The organism is Rhizobium sp. 11_C7_N12_5 (assembly GCF_051811145.1).
Classification (GTDB): Bacteria; Pseudomonadota; Alphaproteobacteria; order Rhizobiales; family Rhizobiaceae; genus Rhizobium; species Rhizobium lusitanum.
This window is the reverse complement of sequence record NZ_JBPWPY010000001.1, coordinates 3,225,284-3,242,669: the sequence shown is the minus strand read 5'-3', so window position 1 is coordinate 3,242,669 and position 17,386 is coordinate 3,225,284. Positions and strand designations below refer to the sequence as shown.

At 61.4% G+C, this 17,386-nt stretch carries 15 protein-coding genes; 7 read left to right on the top strand and 8 right to left on the bottom strand.

What is annotated here, in order from left to right:
• Positions 1–11 precede the first annotated feature (11 nt).
• The gene (locus tag AB8B29_RS15950) at positions 12–1,214 is read right to left on the bottom strand and encodes an ROK family transcriptional regulator (protein ID WP_047637708.1); all 1,203 of its coding nucleotides are present in this window, start codon (positions 1,212–1,214) and stop codon (positions 12–14) included.
• Between the two features lie 220 nt (positions 1,215–1,434).
• On the opposite strand from AB8B29_RS15950, the gene AB8B29_RS15945 reads away from it, so the two are divergent.
• From AB8B29_RS15945 to AB8B29_RS15930, 4 genes are all read left to right on the top strand, one after another.
• Positions 1,435–2,736 carry an ABC transporter substrate-binding protein gene (locus tag AB8B29_RS15945; RefSeq protein ID WP_037195980.1) on the top strand — a complete coding sequence of 434 codons (1,302 nt, stop codon included), beginning with the start codon at positions 1,435–1,437 and terminating at the stop codon, positions 2,734–2,736.
• 305 nt (positions 2,737–3,041) lie between these two features.
• On the top strand, positions 3,042–3,980 hold the full coding sequence (locus AB8B29_RS15940; protein ID WP_047553871.1) for a carbohydrate ABC transporter permease: 939 nt from the start codon (positions 3,042–3,044) through the stop codon (positions 3,978–3,980).
• The gene (locus tag AB8B29_RS15935; RefSeq protein ID WP_047637711.1) at positions 3,973–4,821 is read left to right on the top strand and encodes a carbohydrate ABC transporter permease; all 849 of its coding nucleotides are present in this window, start codon (positions 3,973–3,975) and stop codon (positions 4,819–4,821) included. The genes AB8B29_RS15940 and AB8B29_RS15935 overlap by 8 nt, the downstream gene beginning before the upstream one ends.
• A 20-nt stretch (positions 4,822–4,841) precedes the next feature.
• Positions 4,842–5,912 (top strand): ABC transporter ATP-binding protein, encoded by a 1,071-nt coding sequence (locus AB8B29_RS15930; protein WP_037195988.1) that lies wholly within the window; start codon positions 4,842–4,844, stop codon positions 5,910–5,912.
• On the opposite strand, the gene AB8B29_RS15925 is transcribed toward AB8B29_RS15930, so the two are convergent.
• From AB8B29_RS15925 to AB8B29_RS15910, 4 genes are all read right to left on the bottom strand, one after another.
• Positions 5,909–6,286 carry a DUF427 domain-containing protein gene (locus AB8B29_RS15925; protein ID WP_037195990.1) on the bottom strand — a complete coding sequence of 126 codons (378 nt, stop codon included), beginning with the start codon at positions 6,284–6,286 and terminating at the stop codon, positions 5,909–5,911. The two genes, AB8B29_RS15930 and AB8B29_RS15925, sit on opposite strands and share 4 nt — an antisense overlap.
• 246 nt (positions 6,287–6,532) lie before the next feature.
• The gene (locus AB8B29_RS15920; RefSeq protein ID WP_112442035.1) at positions 6,533–8,362 is read right to left on the bottom strand and encodes a M23 family metallopeptidase; all 1,830 of its coding nucleotides are present in this window, start codon (positions 8,360–8,362) and stop codon (positions 6,533–6,535) included.
• Positions 8,363–8,494: 132 nt separating this feature from the next.
• A complete protein-coding gene (locus AB8B29_RS15915) occupies positions 8,495–9,853 on the bottom strand; it encodes an Nramp family divalent metal transporter (RefSeq protein ID WP_112442033.1) in 1,359 nt (452 codons plus the stop codon).
• Positions 9,854–10,203: 350 nt separating this feature from the next.
• A complete protein-coding gene (locus tag AB8B29_RS15910; RefSeq protein WP_037196178.1) occupies positions 10,204–10,953 on the bottom strand; it encodes a tryptophan 2,3-dioxygenase family protein in 750 nt (249 codons plus the stop codon).
• Positions 10,954–11,104: 151 nt separating this feature from the next.
• On the opposite strand from AB8B29_RS15910, the gene AB8B29_RS15905 reads away from it, so the two are divergent.
• Complete coding sequence (locus tag AB8B29_RS15905) at positions 11,105–11,575, top strand: Lrp/AsnC family transcriptional regulator (protein WP_037196181.1); 471 nt, start codon at positions 11,105–11,107, stop codon at positions 11,573–11,575.
• Here the strand turns inward: AB8B29_RS15905 and AB8B29_RS15900 are convergent, their stop codons facing one another.
• Positions 11,576–12,199 carry a TetR family transcriptional regulator gene (locus AB8B29_RS15900; protein WP_047637713.1) on the bottom strand — a complete coding sequence of 208 codons (624 nt, stop codon included), beginning with the start codon at positions 12,197–12,199 and terminating at the stop codon, positions 11,576–11,578.
• A gap of 207 nt (positions 12,200–12,406) precedes the next feature.
• Between AB8B29_RS15900 and AB8B29_RS15895 the strand changes: the two genes are divergently transcribed.
• Positions 12,407–13,570 carry an efflux RND transporter periplasmic adaptor subunit gene (locus AB8B29_RS15895; RefSeq protein ID WP_173412156.1) on the top strand — a complete coding sequence of 388 codons (1,164 nt, stop codon included), beginning with the start codon at positions 12,407–12,409 and terminating at the stop codon, positions 13,568–13,570.
• Entirely contained in the window at positions 13,570–16,725 is a 3,156-nt protein-coding gene (locus AB8B29_RS15890) for a multidrug efflux RND transporter permease subunit (RefSeq protein WP_112442031.1), read from the top strand. Before AB8B29_RS15895 ends, AB8B29_RS15890 begins: the two co-directional genes overlap by 1 nt.
• A 17-nt stretch (positions 16,726–16,742) precedes the next feature.
• Here AB8B29_RS15890 and AB8B29_RS15885 read toward each other — a convergent pair whose 3' ends face one another.
• Together AB8B29_RS15885 and AB8B29_RS15880 are read right to left on the bottom strand one after the other, a co-directional pair.
• Complete coding sequence (locus tag AB8B29_RS15885; protein WP_112442029.1) at positions 16,743–17,147, bottom strand: type II toxin-antitoxin system VapC family toxin; 405 nt, start codon at positions 17,145–17,147, stop codon at positions 16,743–16,745.
• A gap of 1 nt (position 17,148) precedes the next feature.
• The gene (locus AB8B29_RS15880; protein WP_112442027.1) at positions 17,149–17,382 is read right to left on the bottom strand and encodes an AbrB/MazE/SpoVT family DNA-binding domain-containing protein; all 234 of its coding nucleotides are present in this window, start codon (positions 17,380–17,382) and stop codon (positions 17,149–17,151) included.
• Between the last annotated feature and the right edge of the window lie 4 nt (positions 17,383–17,386).

Here is a 17,386-nt window from a genome sequence, read left to right as displayed (position 1 = left end):
GTCCCCGAGGATCAGAGGGCCGGTGCAGGCCCCGTCGTTCCCCAGGGCGATTCGTAGAGTTCGCGCAGCGCGACGACCGCCGCACCCTGCGCCCAGGTCTCGTCGGTCGACTGATCGAACACCAATTCGGTCACGCCCCTGATCGACGGTGGGATCGCCAGTGAATAGGCCTCCCGCAGGCTGTCGAGGAAGGGCTGGCCGAGCGCCAGGCTCGATCCCACAAGAATGACGCGCGGCGGGGCAAACAGCGTGACGATATTGGCGAGCGCCGTGCCGCAGGCTTCGCCGGCGCGGACCGCCGCGCCGATCAGCGTATTGTCTTCCGCCGCAATCAGCGTCTTGGCATGCGCCATGCCCTGCCCGAGACGGATCGCCTCGGCGAAGCGGCCGCTCGGCTGATCGCCGAGAATGGCGCTCTCGCCGGCAAGGCTCGCCAGTCTGACCGTGCCCTGCGGCCCGATGCCGAGAACGAGGTCACCGAGATTGTGGCTGAGGCCGCCGGCCCCGCGAAAGAGCTGGCCGCCGTGCAGTACGCCCAGCCCCAGTGTCTGTTCCAGCGACACCAGCACCATGTCGTCAAGGTCTCGTGCCTTGCCGAACCAGTGATGGGCGAGCGTGATGGCGTGCGCGTCGCTTTCGACGATGGTGGTGACGCCCAGCCGTTCGGACATTTCCCTGGAGAAATCGACGCCGGTTTCGCGGAAGATCGGGCTGGTGCGCACATGGCCGGTGCGGTGTTCGACGACGCCGGGCAGGCCGAGACAGACCGAATCGATTTCATCAAGCGCCAGGTTGGCGTCGACGACACAGCGGCGCACGCCGTCCTCGATCAGATCGGCGATGACGCCGATCGGCTGCCGGTCGACGCGGAGCGCCAGCGTCAGCGTCGAAAGCACTTCGCCGCGAAAATCGGTGACGACGAAGACCATGCGGTTGGCGGCGATCTTCGCGCCGACGACGCGGGCGGCATCCGGATTGAGTTCCAGCATGACGCGGGGCCGGCCTCGGGCGGCGGCCTCGCGCAGGTCGCCCTCCGTGCGCGCCAGGATCAGGCCGTCATCCAGCAAGGACGCTGTTATCGCCGAGACCGTGGTGGTCGAAAGCTGGGTGCGTTCGCTGATTTCGATGCGTGCGATGGAGCCCGCCCGCCGGATCGTATCCAGCACGTTGAAGCGGTTTATCGCCCGCATGAGTTCGGGATCTGCTGTTTTCATGAGAATGGTGCCGGATGTCGGACCCGCTCGGCGGCGGCCTGGTATTTTTAACGGAATGCGTATTAAATAACCTATGCCCATTGCCCAATGTCAAGCCGTTTTACCGACGATCTGCCGAAAATTTAGCGATGGTGGTTGACATTTCAGCAAAGCTCCGTTGAATTAATCCGCATAAGGGAAAAAATATTGAGGCTCTTGGTTCCCTTGGGAGGAGAAAATCATGATCCATCTACGTGGGGCCAAGGCCCTTCGCATCGCCGCTATTGCCGCAACGACCGGATTGGCGATTCTGGCCGGCGTGTCGAGCGCTGCCGCCGACACCGTCGTCAAATGGCTTCATCTGGAAACCGATCCGACTTATGTTGCCGTCTGGCGCAAGATCGCCGATCAGTATGAGGCCAAGCATCCCGGTACGAAGATCGAGATGCAGTTCCTGGCCAACGAGGCCTTCAAGGCGAAACTGCCGACACTATTGCAATCGAAGGACGCTCCCGATTTCTTCTTCAGCTGGGGCGGCGGCGTGCTGAAGCAGCAACAGCAGACCGGAACATTGCAGGACCTCACTGCGGCCATGAACGCCAAGGACGGTGCGTGGTCGAAGAGCTATAATCAGGCCGCCGTCAAAGGCCTGACCTTCGACAGCAAGATCAGCGCCGTGCCGTACAAAATGGGCACCGTTTCCTTCTTCTACAACAAGGCGCTCTTCGCCAAGGCTGGCGTCGACGCAAGCGCTATCAAGACCTGGGATGACTATCTGGCCGCGGTCAAGAAGATCAAGGCGGCCGGCATCGCGCCGATCGCCGGCGGCGGCGGCGAGAAGTGGCCGATTCATTTCTACTGGAGCTATCTGGTGATGCGCGACGGCGGCCAGCAGGTCTTCAGCGATGCCAAGAACGGCAAGGGCAACGGCTTCAACGATCCCGCCATCATCAAGGCCGGCGAGCAGCTCGCCGAACTCGGCAAGCTCGAACCCTTCCAGCCTGGCTATCTCGGCACCACCTGGCCGCAGGCGCTCGGCGTCTTCGGCGACGGCAAGGCCGCCATGATCCTCGGGTTCGAGAATACCGTCGCCAACCAGCGCACCAATGCCGGCGATGGCAAGGGCCTGGCGAACGACAATGTCGGCCGCTTTGCCTTTCCGGCCGTCACCGGTGGCGCTGGCCTTGGGACCGATACGCTCGGTGGCCTGAACGGTTGGGCCGTCACCAAGAAAGCTCCGCCCGAAGCGCTCGATTTCCTCGCTTATCTGACCAATGCGGAGAATGAGCGCACCATGGCGCAGGCCGGCATGATCATCCCGGTAGCTGTCGGCGCTGAAGACGGCGTCAAGGGTCCGCTGATGCATGAGGCTGCCGACCAGCTGGCGCATTCGACCTGGCACCAGAACTTCTTCGACCAGGATCTCGGCCCGTCCGTCGGTCGCGTGGTCAACGACGTGGCTGTCGGCATCGTCTCGGGCCAGGTCACTCCGAAGGATGGCGCGCAGCAGGTTCAGGAAGCCTTCGAGCAGGATCAGCTTTGATATCTTAGATCTTCGCCCCAACGGGGAGAAGGTGGATCGAGACGCTGAGCGAAGTGAAGCGGTGAGAGACGGATGAGGGGGTGCGGCATATTCTTTGCGGCCCTTACGGTGCAACGCCCCCTCAACCTGCCCTTCGGGCGTCCTTCTCCCCGGCGGGGAGAAGGTGAAACGTGCCCTAGCGCCAATTTGTGGAATTCATCTGAATTTTGGCGTGACAATTGATCGGGTGAGCCGGCTCCTAATACCGGCTCGCCATTCCAAAGACGACGTGTGCTTCCCTGGAACTTCAGGGGTCAGGATTATCTATGACCGATGTCAGCGCCACGACCGCCATGCCCTCCGTCGCACGGGCGAAGCCCGCAGCGAAGCGAAAGTCGCCCGCCGCACGCGGCCGCATGCCGGTCATCCTACTGTTCCTGCCGCCAGCGCTTCTGCTTTTCACCATCTTCGTCATCCTGCCGATGGGGGAAGCGGCCTGGTACAGCCTCTATCGCTGGGACGGCTACGGTCCGCCCACTGAATTCGTCGGCCTGCGCAATTTCCAGGTGCTGTTCAAGAACGGCGCGTTCCTGACATCGCTCAAGAACAATGCGCTGATCATCGTGGTGTCGATCGCCATTCAGGTGCCGCTCGCGATCTGGCTGGCAACGATGCTCGCCAACCGCATCCGCGGCGTCGTGCTCTTCCGGCTGATCTTCTTCCTGCCCTATGTGCTGGCCGAAGTCGCTGCCGGCCTGATCTGGCGCTTCGTCTATGACGGTGACTACGGCCTCTTCGCCGCGATCGCCCATTTCCTCGGCACGCCCACGCCTTACGTGCTCGCCGACAAGGATCTGGCGATGTACGCGGTGCTCGGCGTGATCGTATGGAAATATTTCGGCTTCCACATGATGCTGTTCATCGCCGGCCTGCAATCCCTCGACAAGAGCGTGCTGGAAGCCGCCGAGATCGACGGCGCCACCGGCTGGCAGAAGTTCCGTTACGTCACCCTGCCACTGCTCGGCTCGACGCTGCGTCTCTCCGTGTTCTTCGCCGTGGTGGGATCATTGCAGCTCTTCGACATGATCATGCCGCTCACCGGCGGCGGACCGTTCAACTCGACGCAGACGATGGTGACCTTCCTCTACAATTTCGGCGTCACCCGCATGCAGGTCGGCCTCGGCAGCGCTGTCGGCGTCGTGCTGTTCGTGATCTGCGTCACCCTCGCCTTCGGCTACAAACGGATATTTATGCGCAATGACTGATATGGCCACATCCGTTCGACTGAGCACCGGCACGAAGATCTATCTCTACGTGTCGCTCACCATCATCGCCGCCATCGTGCTGATCCCGCTGCTGACGACCGCGCTCGGCGGCTTCAAGTCGCTCGGCGATCTTCGCACCAATCCCTTCGGCCTGCCGGCCGAGTGGCATTTCGAGAATTATGCCGGCATCCTGTTCGGCGACCGCTACTGGCGGCAAATGATGAACTCTTTGATCATCGCCGTGTTGACCGTGTTCCTGACGGTATCGGTCTCGGCGATGGCAGCCTTCGCCTTCGCGCATGTAAAATTCTTCGGCTCGAACTTCCTGCTGAACTATTTCCTGATCGGCCTGATGTTCCCGGCCGCGACCGCCATCCTGCCGCTGTTCATCCGCATCCGCGATCTCGGCCTGCTCAATACCTATTGGGGCGTCGTGCTGCCGCAGGTGGCTTTCGGCCTCGGCATGAGTATCCTGCTTTTCCGCAATTACTTTCGCAACCTTCCGGAAGAATTGTTCCAGGCCGCCTTCGTTGATGGCTGCGGCTATATCCGCTTCTTCTGGCATATCTCGTTGCCGCTCTCGCGGCCGATCATCGCAACCGTCAGCATCATCTCTTTTGTGGGCAGCTGGAATAGCTACATCCTGCCGCTGATCATGCTGAACTCGGATTCGATCTATCCCTGGCCGCTCGGCATGATGGTCTATAGCGGCGAATTCGGTACCGAATGGGAATTGGTGCTCGCCTTCATCACGCTGACCATCCTGCCCACCATCATCGTCTTCTTCCTGGCGCAGAAGCATATCATCGCCGGTCTCACCGCCGGCGCGGTGAAATCCTGAGCCCTATCGGAGCAAAAAGCATGGCATCCGTCGAACTGCACAACATCCACAAGGCCTACGGGGCGCTCACGGTCATCCACGATATCTCGCTGGCGATCGATGACGGCGAGTTCATCGCCCTCGTCGGCCCCTCAGGCTGCGGGAAATCGACCCTTTTGCGCATGATCGCCGGGCTTGAGGAAATCACCGACGGCGATGTGTCGATCGGCGGGCAGGTGGTCAATGGCATGACGCCGCGCGAGCGCAACATCGCCATGGTCTTCCAGTCCTATGCGCTCTATCCGCACATGACCGTCGCCGAGAACATGGGCTTCAACCTGAAGCTCTCGGGTGAGCCGAAGCCGGTGATCGAGCAGCGCGTCAACGAAGCGGCGCGCATGCTCGATCTCACCAAGCTGCTCGACCGCAAGCCGGCGCAGCTGTCCGGCGGCCAACGCCAGCGCGTCGCCATGGGCCGCGCCATCGTGCGCAATCCGGCCGTCTTCCTGTTCGACGAGCCGCTGTCCAACCTCGATGCCAAATTGCGGGTGCAGATGCGCTCGGAAATCAAGGCGCTGCATCAGAAGGTGCAGACGACGTCGATCTACGTGACCCACGACCAGATCGAGGCGATGACGCTTGCCGACCGCATCGTTGTCCTGAACCAGGGCAAGATCGAGCAGCAGGGCACGCCGATCGAGCTTTACCGCAAGCCGGCCAATCTCTTCGTCGCCGGCTTCATCGGCTCGCCGGCGATGAATTTCCTCGATGGTGTGGTCGATGGTGTCGATGGCGCCCCGGCCGTGCGGCTGAAGGATAGCACGTCGGTGCGCATCGCCGGCGAGCGCAAGGTGAAGCCGGGCCAGAGCGTGAAGATCGGCCTGCGGCCCGAGCATCTGAGCCTTGCGAGCGGCGGTTCGCCGCTCAGCGGCCAGACGCTGCTGGTCGAGCCGACCGGCGCCCAGACGCATGTGCTGTTCGACCTCGCCGGCGAGCAGGTGACGGCCGTCGTCGATGGCGAGGCTCCGGTGCGCTATGGCCAGCCGCTGAATGTTTCCGTCAGCCCGGACCTGGTCTACGTCTTCGATGCGTCGAGCGGTCTGGCGCTTTAGCTGATGATGTCGATCACGTCGACGCGATCAGGATAGAAAGCCATGTAGTCCTTGATCTGGCTGACCGAGGGATAAGGGTTCTCGTAGGTCCAGATCGCGTTCACAGAACGCTCGCCGCCGGCGGGGATGCTGTAATAGGAGCAGTCGCCCTTGTAGGGGCAGTAGGTTTCGTGGCTTGTTCTTTCCAGCAACGACAGGTCGACATCCTTGCGCGGGATATAGAGCACAGCCGGATAGGATGCCTCCTTGAGGGACAGCGCTTCGTGGGTGTCGGCGATCACCTTGCCGGCGACGGAAACGGTGACATGGGCATGCTTCTCTTCGATCGTGATGGGATGATCGGGACCGGGTGTTTTGACTGGCTTTTGCGACATCACGTGGCTCCTGGGGTGAGCGATGGTCGGGTGTGTCCGCCGATGTGGCGCTTTGTGCCTAGCCCTCTCCCCGCAGTGCGGGGAGAGGGCTAGGGTGAGGGGTCAGGTACAAAGCCGCGGCAACGGCGGAGGGCCTGACGATTTGCGTTCGGAAAGGGATATAGGAAGCGCAACGCCGATTGTCAGTGCTCGGTCGTAAATCTGCGCAACTGCGTCCGCAATCAGCCGAGCGCGCGCGACGGAGGCTTAAGGTGCGCCGAAGTGCTTCGGTCCGGGGCCGGCAGGCCCAGGTCCCGGCTCAAAGCCCGGGAAGGGCGGTGGCGGATCGTCGCGCGCCGGCGGCACGTCGAGATAGCTCATGATGTTTTCGACGTGGTTGACCTGGGAGCGCAGGCTGTCGAGCGACTTGCCCGTGAGATTCGTGCCTGCGGGCAATTGTGCCGTCAGCGGATTCTCATAGCGGCCGTTGACGCGCAGTTCATAGTAGAGATGCGGGCCGGTGGAGTAGCCGGTCGAGCCGACATAGGCGATGGTCTGGCCCTGGGTGACGCGCTGGCCGACGCGCAAGTCCGACGGTGTTGCGGAAATATGGGCATAGGTGGTCTCATAGCCGCCGTCGTGGCGGATGCGCACATATTTGCCGTAGCCTGTTTCCCAGGAGATCTTTTCGACGACACCATCGCCGGCGGCCTGGATCGGGCTGCCCATCGGTGCGCGGAAATCGACGCCGTTATGGAATTTCTTCACGCCGAGAATGGGATGGATGCGCCAGGCGAAACCGTCGCCAAGCGTGCCGTTCGGCACGGGACGGTGCACAAGCGACTTGGCGATCGAATGGCCGCCTTCATCGTAGAATTCCGAGGGCTCTTCGCCGCTATTCTTGTGCAGATAGAAGCGGTGCGTGTCGCCGTCGGCATGGAACTCGATGAACATCAACTCGTTCTTGCCTTCCTCCGCCTTGCGGAAGAGCAGATCGACGCTGTCGGGCGCATCTTCGACGCTCGTCAGCGAAATGCCCTTGGCCTTGGCAAGCTTGACGAGCTGCGAGGCGCATTCTCTGGTCAGGCCTGCCTTCTCGAGCTTGGCGCTGATTGTCGTCTCGTCGTTCCCGTCAACGTCCTTGAGGTCGACGGCAGCTACCTCCGTCGAGGCAGGCAATTCGGCCTGGCTTTCGCTATAGAGCGTGGAAAACAGCTGGTCATTGGCCATCGGCACAAAGCTGTCCGCATCGTCGCGCGCGACGACGCGCTCGGGCGTCTTGTCGCCGCTGAGGCGGGCCATGATCAGCTTCGGGCGTGCGTTCGGTCCCTTCTTCTCCAGCAGCAGTTCCAGGCTGTCGCCGGGGGAAACCGTGTCGGTCTCAAGCGCACGTTGCAGCTCATCGCCGGCGTCGCTGCTGAGGCCCGCGGATGCCAGGATGTCCTGCAGATCCTGCTTGTCCTTCGGCATGGAGACGAGCTTGTGGAACTCGCGGCCAGACTCGCCCGTGGTTGCCCTCGAAACGCTGACATTCAGCGGAACGCCGCGAACGGGGAAGCGCGAGCGCCGAACAGCATCATAATGCGTCGTCTGCGGATAGATACCATGGCGGATATCCGACAGCGACGGCGGCGAGAACACCACCTCCTCGGCACGTTCGCCGCCATAAGAGGCGTTGATGGCACCGAGATTGCCGTCTGAGTTTGCGGATTCCGCCGATTTGAAAACCAGCGTCGTGCGGTGATAGGTGAAAATGCGGGTTTCGCCGCTCGAGGTTTTCTCTGCCACCTGCGCGAAACGGGCACCATCGAAACGCGGTTTTGCAGCGGCGATGCGGGTGCTCTTGCGCAGCGCCGGCTGCGGGCGCGCAAGTTGGGCGGTGCGCATCGGCACGGCCTGTTCGATGGTATGATGCGCCAGCAATGGATAGAGCACGCTTGCGAGAAGGCCGAAGGAAGCGGTGCCCGCCAGGCTGATCGCGATCAGATGGCGAAGATGTGGGGAGCGAGGCAGAAACGGAATGTGAAATTCATGATGCGGCCGCGCCTGCATCGCAGCTTCTGCAGGAAATTGGACGCGCAATGGACTTTCGACCATGAAGTGAGGAACCCTGCAGACTGCGGTGGGCCCAAACTAGGGCAAATCATGGCGAAATCTAGGCAAATATTACGACTCTGTTAATTGCCGTGATCGTCCACAGGTCCAGATTCGCGCGTTCCGGATGATTCGTCAACCGAAGATGGTGTCGTAGAGAAGCTTGAAGTTCAGCACCAGAATGATTGCCGCGACCAGCCAGGAGAGAATGGCAATACTTCTCGAGACGACGAATTTGCCCATTTTCTCGCGATTCGTGACGAATTGGACCAGCGGAATGACAGCAAAGGGCAGCTGCATGGACAGGACGACCTGGCTCAGCACGAGCAGATTGGCAGTACCTTTTTCACCATAAATAGCGGTCACGAACACAACCGGAATAATTGCGAGGCCGCGGGTCAAAAGTCGCCTTGCCCAATGCGGAATCCGCAGGCGGAGGAAGCCTTCCATCACGATCTGGCCCGCGAGCGTCGCCGTAACGGTCGAATTGAGCCCTGAGGCGAGCAGCGCGACGGCAAACAACGTGGAGGCGATGCCGAGGCCGAGCAGCGGCGACAGCAGTTCGTATGCCTGACCGATCTCGGCAACGTCGGCATGGCCGCTGGTGTGGAAAGCGGCGGCAGCGACGATCAGGATCGCGGCGTTGACGAAGAGCGCCAGCATCAGGGCGATGGTGCTGTCGAGGGTTGCCCATTTGATGGCGTCGCGGCGGCCTTCGTCATTGCGCTTATAGGCGCGGGTCTGCACGATCGAGGAATGCAGGTAGAGATTATGCGGCATGACGGTCGCGCCGATGATGCCCATGGCGATGTAGAGCATCGCGGGATTGGTGACGATCTCGGGCGAAGGGATGAAGCCGTGGAGGATGCCTGCGACCGGAGGCGCGGCAGCGACGATCTGCACGGCAAAACAGGTGGCGATGACGACCAGCAGCGCGATGACGAAGGCTTCGAGATATCGGAAGCCCTTGTTCATAAGAAGCAGCAGCAGGAAGGCGTCGAGCGCGGTGATCAATGCGCCGCCGATCAGCGGAATTCCGAAGAGCAGCTGCAGAGCGATCGCGGTGCCGATGACTTCGGCGAGGTCGCAGGCGATGATGGCCAGTTCGCAGGCAAACCATAGAGCCAGGTTGACGGGCCGCGGATAGTGATCGCGACAGGCCTGGGCGAGATCACGGCCGGTAACGATGCCGAGCCTGGCCGACAGTGCCTGCAGCAGGATCGCCATCAGGTTGGACAGCATGATGACGGCAAGCAACGTGTAGCCGAATTGCGAGCCGCCCGCGATGTCCGTCGCCCAGTTGCCGGGGTCCATGTAACCGACGGAGATCATATAGCCCGGTCCGAGGAAGGCGATCAGGCGCCGAACCCAGGTGCCGGTATGGGGAACCTTGATGGTGGAATTGACTTCGGGAAGGCTTGGGCGGTCGTCCTCGTCGGCGCTCGCGAATTTCCATGCGCGGTCTTGCGCGGCGGCTTCCTGAATTTGCGTCATGCGGACTCCGGGAGGATCGAATTTTGAAGTGACTAAACAAATATGCTGGATATCAACATTATGCAATAGGCTATATTTCATGGTTTTGGCATTTTATCGGGCAGCAAAGCACCTTGCCTATGCCGTTGCCGCCGGAGTTGACGTCGCTGTTATTGTGGGGAGGAGAGGGTTCCACCCTCGTGGAAGGAGGGTCCGCCGTCGGAAAGATGGTCGTCGACTATAGGCGCTAACGACGCGCCTTGTGAGGAGGGACACATATCGCGCCAACCCCACTGTCGCGGTTGTGCGCGGGCAGTGAAAACCTTCCATCGCGTGATGCCGCGCGGCGGAAGGTTGCTTTCAACTGTCGCCTATTCGGCGGCGTCGTGCTTGGAAATGGAATCCCGGACCACACCATATTGGCTGCCCCAGCGATCTGTCATCTCAGCGCGGATATCCCAGAGATCGGGAAAGAAGCGGTGACGGGCGCCGGCCTGCAACAGGTCAACCGGCCGGCCTTTCAGGGATTTGGAGCCGAGCCCGATGGAGCGCTGGATGAGATAGATGTGGTTGGCGCGGAATTTCTGGAACAGTTCGTCGAATTCCACCAAGGCTTCTGCGACCACGTAGCTGTCGCCGTGATCGTATTTGCCGTCGTAGATATCCTCGATCGTCAGTCCGGCGGCATCGAGATAGTGCGCCTTGAAGGCGTGCCAGAGATCTGGCGGCATGCGCAGCAGGAACTTGAAGCCGGGCGATTCCTGGCCGCTGCCATTGCCGAGCTGCAGGCGGATTTCCTGGTATTCCTTTGGCGACATGGTTTCCAGGAGGTCGAGCTGGGTCGTCATCATGCGCATGAGCCGATGCACGCGGCCCATGAGGGTTACGACGCGGTGCGTGTTGCGCTCCTCCATGAAGCCGATGACGTCGACCAGCGTGTAGGCGATGAGCTTCATCCAGAGCTCTTCCACCTGGTGAACGATCTGAAACTGCAATTCATCGCCGTTGACCATGCCGCTCAACGGCTTTTGACAGGCAAGCAGCTTGTCGCATTGCAGGTAGACGCCGTAGTCGCGCATGTCGGGCGCTTCGATACGGGCGTAGTATTCTTCCTTTTGCATCTTCGTTCCCTTTTCATCCGGCCCGCGGCCGCCAAGCATGTTTGCTCCTATCGAAGGATACGAAATTTCAGCTTGAACATTGTTCCAATTTGTCACCCAAAATTGGAAAACAGGAGTACGATCGATCATTTTCAGCGATATGGAAAGAACGATGAAATTGGACGCACTGGATCACAAGATCATTGCCGCGCTGGAGGCGGATGCCCGGATCTCGTTTGCCGCTCTCGCCGAGCTGGTCGGCCTCAGCAAGACGCCGTGCTGGAAGCGGGTGAAGGCGCTGGAGGAGGCGGGCGTGATCAGGGGGTACAGGACGGCGCTCGATCCGGCCCGGCTGGGTTTCGGCCTGGAGGCTTTCGTGCAGGTCTCGATCGATGTCGAGCGTTTCGATGTCTTCGAAGCCGCCGTGCGACGCCATCCGCTGATCTGGCGCTGTCATGCGACCACCGGCGAGGCCGATTATCTCCTGCATATTCTGGCCACCGACATGGCGGCGCTCGACTGGCTGCTGCGGCAGGAGCTCAACAGGCTGCCCGGCGTGCGGCACACCGTGACATCGATGTCGACCCGGGAGATCAAGTCGGACATCTCGCTTGCCGAAGCCATGCGGCACGCCCGCGAATAATTACCGGTCTTGGCTGCGCCGCATCGAGCCGATCAGGCTGCGCACCAGCTTCTCGCCGACATCGACCACCGGAAACGACTTGCCCGATCGCAGCCATTCGGCAAAAAGACCGTTCATCGAGCATTGGAAGGCGCGGGCGGCGGTGTCGACGGTCCAGCCGCTGGCGAGCTTGCCTTGCTGGTCGGCCATGTCGATCAGCTTCTGCAGCTTTTCGTACATTTCGGCGTTGGCGGTGATGATGCGCTGGGCAGTCTCGGAGGGATCCTCGGTGAATTCGCAGCCGAGGATCATAATGGCAAAGACGCGCTGCTGATGCTCGTCATTCGCCAGGATATGCACGACCTCGATCGATGCCTGCTCGATCAGGCCCAGAGGATCGTCGTGGCCATGTTCCAGCGCATGATCGACGATCGCCTCCTGCGGCAGGCGGATTTCGCTATGCAGCGCCGTCAAAACCTCGGCCTTGTCCTTGAAATGCCAGTAGATCGCGCCGCGTGTTACGCCGGCACGCTGGGCGATCTTCTCGAGGCTGGAGCCGCTTACGCCGTTTTCATAGAAAACCGCGGCGGCGGCGGTCAGGACTTCCTCTCTGGTCTTGGCGGCATCTTCCTTGGTTCTGCGCATGCTCCTCCTCGAAGCTTCCTTGAGGCGAAAGGGGGTCATTCGCCTCATTCCATGTATTTGATTTCATACGCTAATATCTAAGCGCCAATGCGCGGCACACGATATCGAGCAAAAAGTCACGTCGATTTGATGTTTACAATCATTCATGGATGTTTGTATATTGCGGCGCAACAAAAATGTCTGAGATCGCGGTGATTTTCCATGACGATGCATATTTCTCTCCTCCTGCGCAGCAGTCTCGCCGCAGCCGGACTATTCATTTTCGGCGCATTTCCCTCCCTCGCGCAGCAGGCCGGACAGATGCCGCCGCCGCAGGTGACGGCAATCGAGGTCAAGCCCCAGACCGTATCGCTCTCCTACGAATATGCTGCGCGCATCTCCGCCTTTAGGCAAGTCGATGTGCGGGCGCGCGTGGGCGGTATCCTGTTGAAAAGAAACTTTGTCGAAGGTGCCGAGGTCAAGGCCGGCGATGTGCTGTTCCTGATCGATCCGGCGACCTACCAGGCAGCGCTCGCCCAGTCTCAGGCGCAGCTTCAGCAGGCGCAGGCGCAGCTCACTCAGGCTCAGCGCGAAGAAAAGCGCAACATCAACCTATTCGACCAGAATGCAGCCACACAAAAGGCCCGTGACGACGCCATTTCGGCGCGGGAGCTGGCGGAAGCGGCGGTCGCGGCCGCGCGGGCACAGGTTCAGACGGCGCAGCTCAACCTCGACTATACCAAGGTGACCGCACCGATCGGCGGCATCACCAGCCTGGAACAGGTCTCCGAAGGAAGCCTGATCGGCACCACGGGCGATACCGGCCTGCTCACCAACATCACCCAGCTCGATCCGGTCTATGTCAATTTCTCCTTCTCGGATTCCGAGGCTGCCGAAGTGCGCCGGCTCGTCGACATGAAAAAGGCCAAGGGCGAAGCGCCCAATCTCGGCGTCAAAATCTCTTTCGGCGACGGCACGAGCTACGATCATGACGGCGTCGTCGATTTCACCTCCTCCACGATCGACGTGTCGACCGGCACGCTGCAGGCCCGCGCCGTGGTCGACAATCCCGATCGCCGGCTGCTGCCGGGCCAGTTCGTGCGCGCGCGGGTAACGGGCGTGTCGCTCGACAATGCCATCACGATCCCGGAAGTGGCATTGATGCAGAGCCCGCAGGGCCAATTCGTCTACACGATCGACCAGGACGGCAAGGCGCACGTCAATCCGGTAACGCTCGGCCAGAAGGTCGGCAACAGCTGGCTGGTGCTTTCGGGCCTCAAGGCCGGTGACAAGCTGATTACCGAAGGCATCATCAAGGTGCGCCCGGGCGCAGCTGTGCAGGCGACGGCGGATGCAACGCCCAAGGACGCGAAAAAGGTGGCGCAGAACTGATGTTGGGCAACAGATTCTTCATCGATCGCCCCGTTTTCGCGGCGGTGATCTCGATCGTCATTCTGCTTGCGGGCGCCGTCTGCATACGTATTCTGCCGATCGCGCAATATCCCGAGCTGACGCCGCCGCAGGTGGTGGTCACCGCGACCTATCCCGGCGCCAGCGCCGAGACGGTGGCCCAGACCGTTGCAGCTCCACTGGAGCAGCAGATCAACGGCGTCGAAAACATGCTCTACATGCAGTCGACGAACTCCAACAGCGGCGCGATGCAGATCACAGTGACCTTCGCGCTCGGCACCGATCCGGATCAGGCTGCGATCAACGTCAACAACCGCGTGCAGCGTGCGGTCTCGACCCTGCCACAGGACGTCACACGCCTCGGCGTCGTCGTCACCAAGCGTTCGACCTCCATCCTCGGCTTCGTGGCGATGTATTCCACCGACAGCCGCTACGACCGCACCTATGTCGGCAACTACGCGCTTCTGAACGTCATCGACGATCTCAAACGCATTCCCGGCGTCGGCGACGTCAACCTGCTCGGCGATGTCGATTATTCGATGCGCATCTGGCTGCGGCCGGACAAGCTGGCGCAATATAATCTGACGCCGAGCGATGTCGCGACCGCCATCCAGGAGCAGAATTCGCAATTTGCCGCCGGTCGCTTCGGCGACCAGCCCAGCAACAATCCGCAGGCTTTCACCTATACCGTGACGACACAGGGGCGCTTGCCCGATGTCGACGGCTTCGGCGAAATCATCCTGCGTTCGACGGCCAATGCCGCGACGCTGAGGCTGAAGGACGTGGCGCGCATCGAACTCGGCACCAAGAGCTATTCCATCCAAAGCAGCCTCAACGGCACGCCGGCAGTTCCGATCGCCGTTTATCTGCAGCCGGGCGCCAATGCTTTGAATACGATGGCGGCACTCAAGGGCCGTCTCGACGAGCTGCAAAAGTCGTTCCCGCATGGGGTCGCCTATCAGATTCCCTACGACACGACGAAGTTCATCCAGGTATCGATCGAGGAGGTGGTGCACACCTTCATCGAGGCGATCCTCCTCGTCATTGTCGTCGTCTTCGTCTTCCTGCAGAACTGGCGGGCAACCCTGATCCCGGTGATCGCCGTGCCGATCTCGATCATCGGCACCTTTGCCGGCATGTATCTGCTCGGCTTCTCGATCAACCTTCTGACCTTGTTCGGATTGGTGCTGGCGATCGGCATCGTGGTCGACGATGCCATCGTCGTGCTCGAAAATGTCGAGCGCCTGATGTCGACGGAGAAGCTGTCGCCGAAGAAGGCCGCCATCAAGGCGATGGGCGAAGTCACGGGCCCGGTCATCGCCATCGTGCTGGTGCTCTGCGCCGTGTTCATCCCGGTCTCCTTCATGGGCGGGCTGGCGGGCCAGATGTACAAGCAGTTCGCGGTCACTATCGCGATCTCGGTCACCCTGTCCGGTATCGTGGCGCTGACGCTGACGCCGGCACTCTGCGCGCTGATCCTGAAGCCCGGCCATCACGAGCCGGTACTGCCCTTCCGTATCTTCAACCGGGCTTTCGAGCGGCTGACGCAGGGCTATGCGGCCGGCGTCGCCTTCTTTCTGAAGCGCGTCATCGTCGGCTGCGTGCTGGTTGCCGGCCTGCTCGGCGTGACCGGCTATCTCTTCTATACGCTGCCGGGATCGCTGGTGCCGGACGAGGACCAGGGCTCGCTGTTCCAGATCGCCATCCTGCCACCGGCGGCTTCGCTGACGCGCACCCAGGCCGTCATGGATGAGGCGCTTGCCAACACCGAGAAGCTTCCCGGCGTCGAGAACGTCTTTGCGGTCTCCGGCTTCGACCTGCTGTCGGGCGGCCTGAAGAGCAGCGCCGGCGTTGCCTTCGTGACGCTGAAGGACTGGAGCGAGCGCAAGACGCCCGAACTCGACGCCCGCAATCTCGCAGGCCCGATGATCGGCGCCAACATGGGCATCAAGGACGCCATGGTGCTTGCCTTCAACCCGCCGCCGATCCAGGGCCTGTCGACGACAGGCGGCTTCGAGGTCTATGTACAGGACCGCAGCGGCAAGGGCGTCGCGGGGCTTTCGGAGCAAGCGCAGAAGCTTGTCGCGGCCGCCTCCAAGCGGCCGGAGCTTGCGGCGGTGCGCACCACACTCGACACCAACGTCCCGCAGTTCCGCGCCGATCTCGACCGTGAGAAGGCCAAGGCGCTCGGCGTGCCGATCAACTCGGTCTTCGATGCCATGCAGGCGACCTTCGGCAGCCTCTACGTGAACGATTTCACGCTCTACGGCCGCAACTATCAGGTCAATCTGCAGTCGGAGGCGCCCTTCCGCGAATCGCCTGACGATCTGCGCCAGGTCTTCGTGCGCTCCGACAGCGGCAAGATGATCCCGCTCGATGCGCTCATCAAGGTGTCGCGCGTCATCGGGCCGGACCAACTCGAACGCTACAATGCCTTCAACGCCGCCAAGATCACCGGCAATCCGGCGCCCGGCTATACATCAGGCGATGCGATCAAGGCCATGCAGCAGGTGGCGGCCGAGACCTTGCCTGATGGCTTCCAGATCGCCTGGACGGGCTCTGCCTATCAGGAGCTGGAGACCAGTGGCGCGGGCACGCAGGCGATGATCTTCGGCGTCATCATGGTGTTCCTCATTCTTGCCGCGCAGTATGAAAAATGGAGCCTGCCGCTCGCCGTCATCACCGCGATCCCCTTCGCGCTGTTCGGTGCGCTGCTCGCCACCTATCTGCGGGGGCTCACCAACGACGTCTACTTCCAGATCGGCATGGTGACGCTGATCGGCCTCGCGGCAAAGAACGCCATCCTGATCGTCGAGTTCGCCGTGCTGAAACGCAAGGAAGGGATGAGTGCGGCTGACGCGGCACTCGAGGCGGCGCGGCTGCGCTTCCGCCCGATCGTGATGACATCGCTTGCCTTCATCCTCGGCGTCGTCCCGCTCGCCATCAGCACCGGCGCCGGTTCGGCCAGCCGTCATGCAATCGGCACCGGCGTCATCGGCGGCATGCTGGCGGCAACCTTCATCGCCACCTTCTTTATCCCGATGTTCTACCGCCTGATCGCCTGGAAACAGCCGAAACCGGAAGACGACGAGGACGAGGCGATCGATCATCGTCCGCATGCGCAGGCGGCGGAGTAGGGCTTCCTGCTCCGCCCTTAGGTCGGTGGACTGATGAGCGTGACCGACTTGAAGTAAGTCTGGAAGCGCTTCGTGTCGCGGGTCAGCAGGGACAGGCCGCTAACGGCCGCATGAGCACCAATGAAAAAATCGGGCGGGACACCGCCGCGTGTCCCGCCCGATTTGCGGTATTGGGTGAAAACCTTGGCTGCGAGGAAGAGCGCTGCCCGCGGGATGGGCATGATCTCGATGCCGGTTTCCGCGAGCATGGCGTCGAGATCTTCTATTCTATCGTAGCGAACCGAGATCTCGGCATAGACGACATCGTTGACGCAAAGAGGGCCGAGAAGGCTTGCGCCATCAAGCTGTGCCAACGACCAATCTAACCACACCGGATCATTCGTGATGATATCCAGGAGGACGTTGGAATCGACAAGGATCACGTCAGCCGTCGCCGCGCGTCAATGCCATGATCTCGTCGGTGCTCATGCCCTTTCCGGCATGCCCGCGAAACTTGGCAAACCGGCTGACTTGCTTGCCGGCATCCACCGGCACGACGACGATGTTGCCGTCGGCCGTCCGGCGAAAATCGACCTGGCTGCCAGGTCCGATTCCCAGCATGTCGCGAACGGCCTTGGGAATCGTGACCTGTCCCTTTGCTTTTACAGTCGTGCTCATGCGC

Bases quoted from the DNA above. Each gene is read 5' to 3' on its own strand.
- AB8B29_RS15910 (WP_037196178.1), bottom strand. From the start codon at position 10,953: ATGCAAAAGGAAGAATACTACGCCCGTATCGAAGCGCCCGACATGCGC.
- AB8B29_RS15895 (WP_173412156.1), top strand. From the start codon at position 12,407: ATGCATATTTCTCTCCTCCTGCGCAGCAGTCTCGCCGCAGCCGGACTA.
- AB8B29_RS15880 (WP_112442027.1), bottom strand. From the start codon at position 17,382: ATGAGCACGACTGTAAAAGCAAAGGGACAGGTCACGATTCCCAAGGCC.
- AB8B29_RS15915 (WP_112442033.1), bottom strand. From the start codon at position 9,853: ATGACGCAAATTCAGGAAGCCGCCGCGCAAGACCGCGCATGGAAATTC.
- AB8B29_RS15945 (WP_037195980.1), top strand. From the start codon at position 1,435: ATGATCCATCTACGTGGGGCCAAGGCCCTTCGCATCGCCGCTATTGCC.
- AB8B29_RS15950 (WP_047637708.1), bottom strand. From the start codon at position 1,214: ATGAAAACAGCAGATCCCGAACTCATGCGGGCGATAAACCGCTTCAAC.
- AB8B29_RS15930 (WP_037195988.1), top strand. From the start codon at position 4,842: ATGGCATCCGTCGAACTGCACAACATCCACAAGGCCTACGGGGCGCTC.
- AB8B29_RS15925 (WP_037195990.1), bottom strand. From the start codon at position 6,286: ATGTCGCAAAAGCCAGTCAAAACACCCGGTCCCGATCATCCCATCACG.
- AB8B29_RS15905 (WP_037196181.1), top strand. From the start codon at position 11,105: ATGAAATTGGACGCACTGGATCACAAGATCATTGCCGCGCTGGAGGCG.
- AB8B29_RS15940 (WP_047553871.1), top strand. From the start codon at position 3,042: ATGACCGATGTCAGCGCCACGACCGCCATGCCCTCCGTCGCACGGGCG.
- AB8B29_RS15890 (WP_112442031.1), top strand. From the start codon at position 13,570: ATGTTGGGCAACAGATTCTTCATCGATCGCCCCGTTTTCGCGGCGGTG.
- AB8B29_RS15900 (WP_047637713.1), bottom strand. From the start codon at position 12,199: ATGCGCAGAACCAAGGAAGATGCCGCCAAGACCAGAGAGGAAGTCCTG.
- AB8B29_RS15935 (WP_047637711.1), top strand. From the start codon at position 3,973: ATGACTGATATGGCCACATCCGTTCGACTGAGCACCGGCACGAAGATC.
- AB8B29_RS15920 (WP_112442035.1), bottom strand. From the start codon at position 8,362: ATGGTCGAAAGTCCATTGCGCGTCCAATTTCCTGCAGAAGCTGCGATG.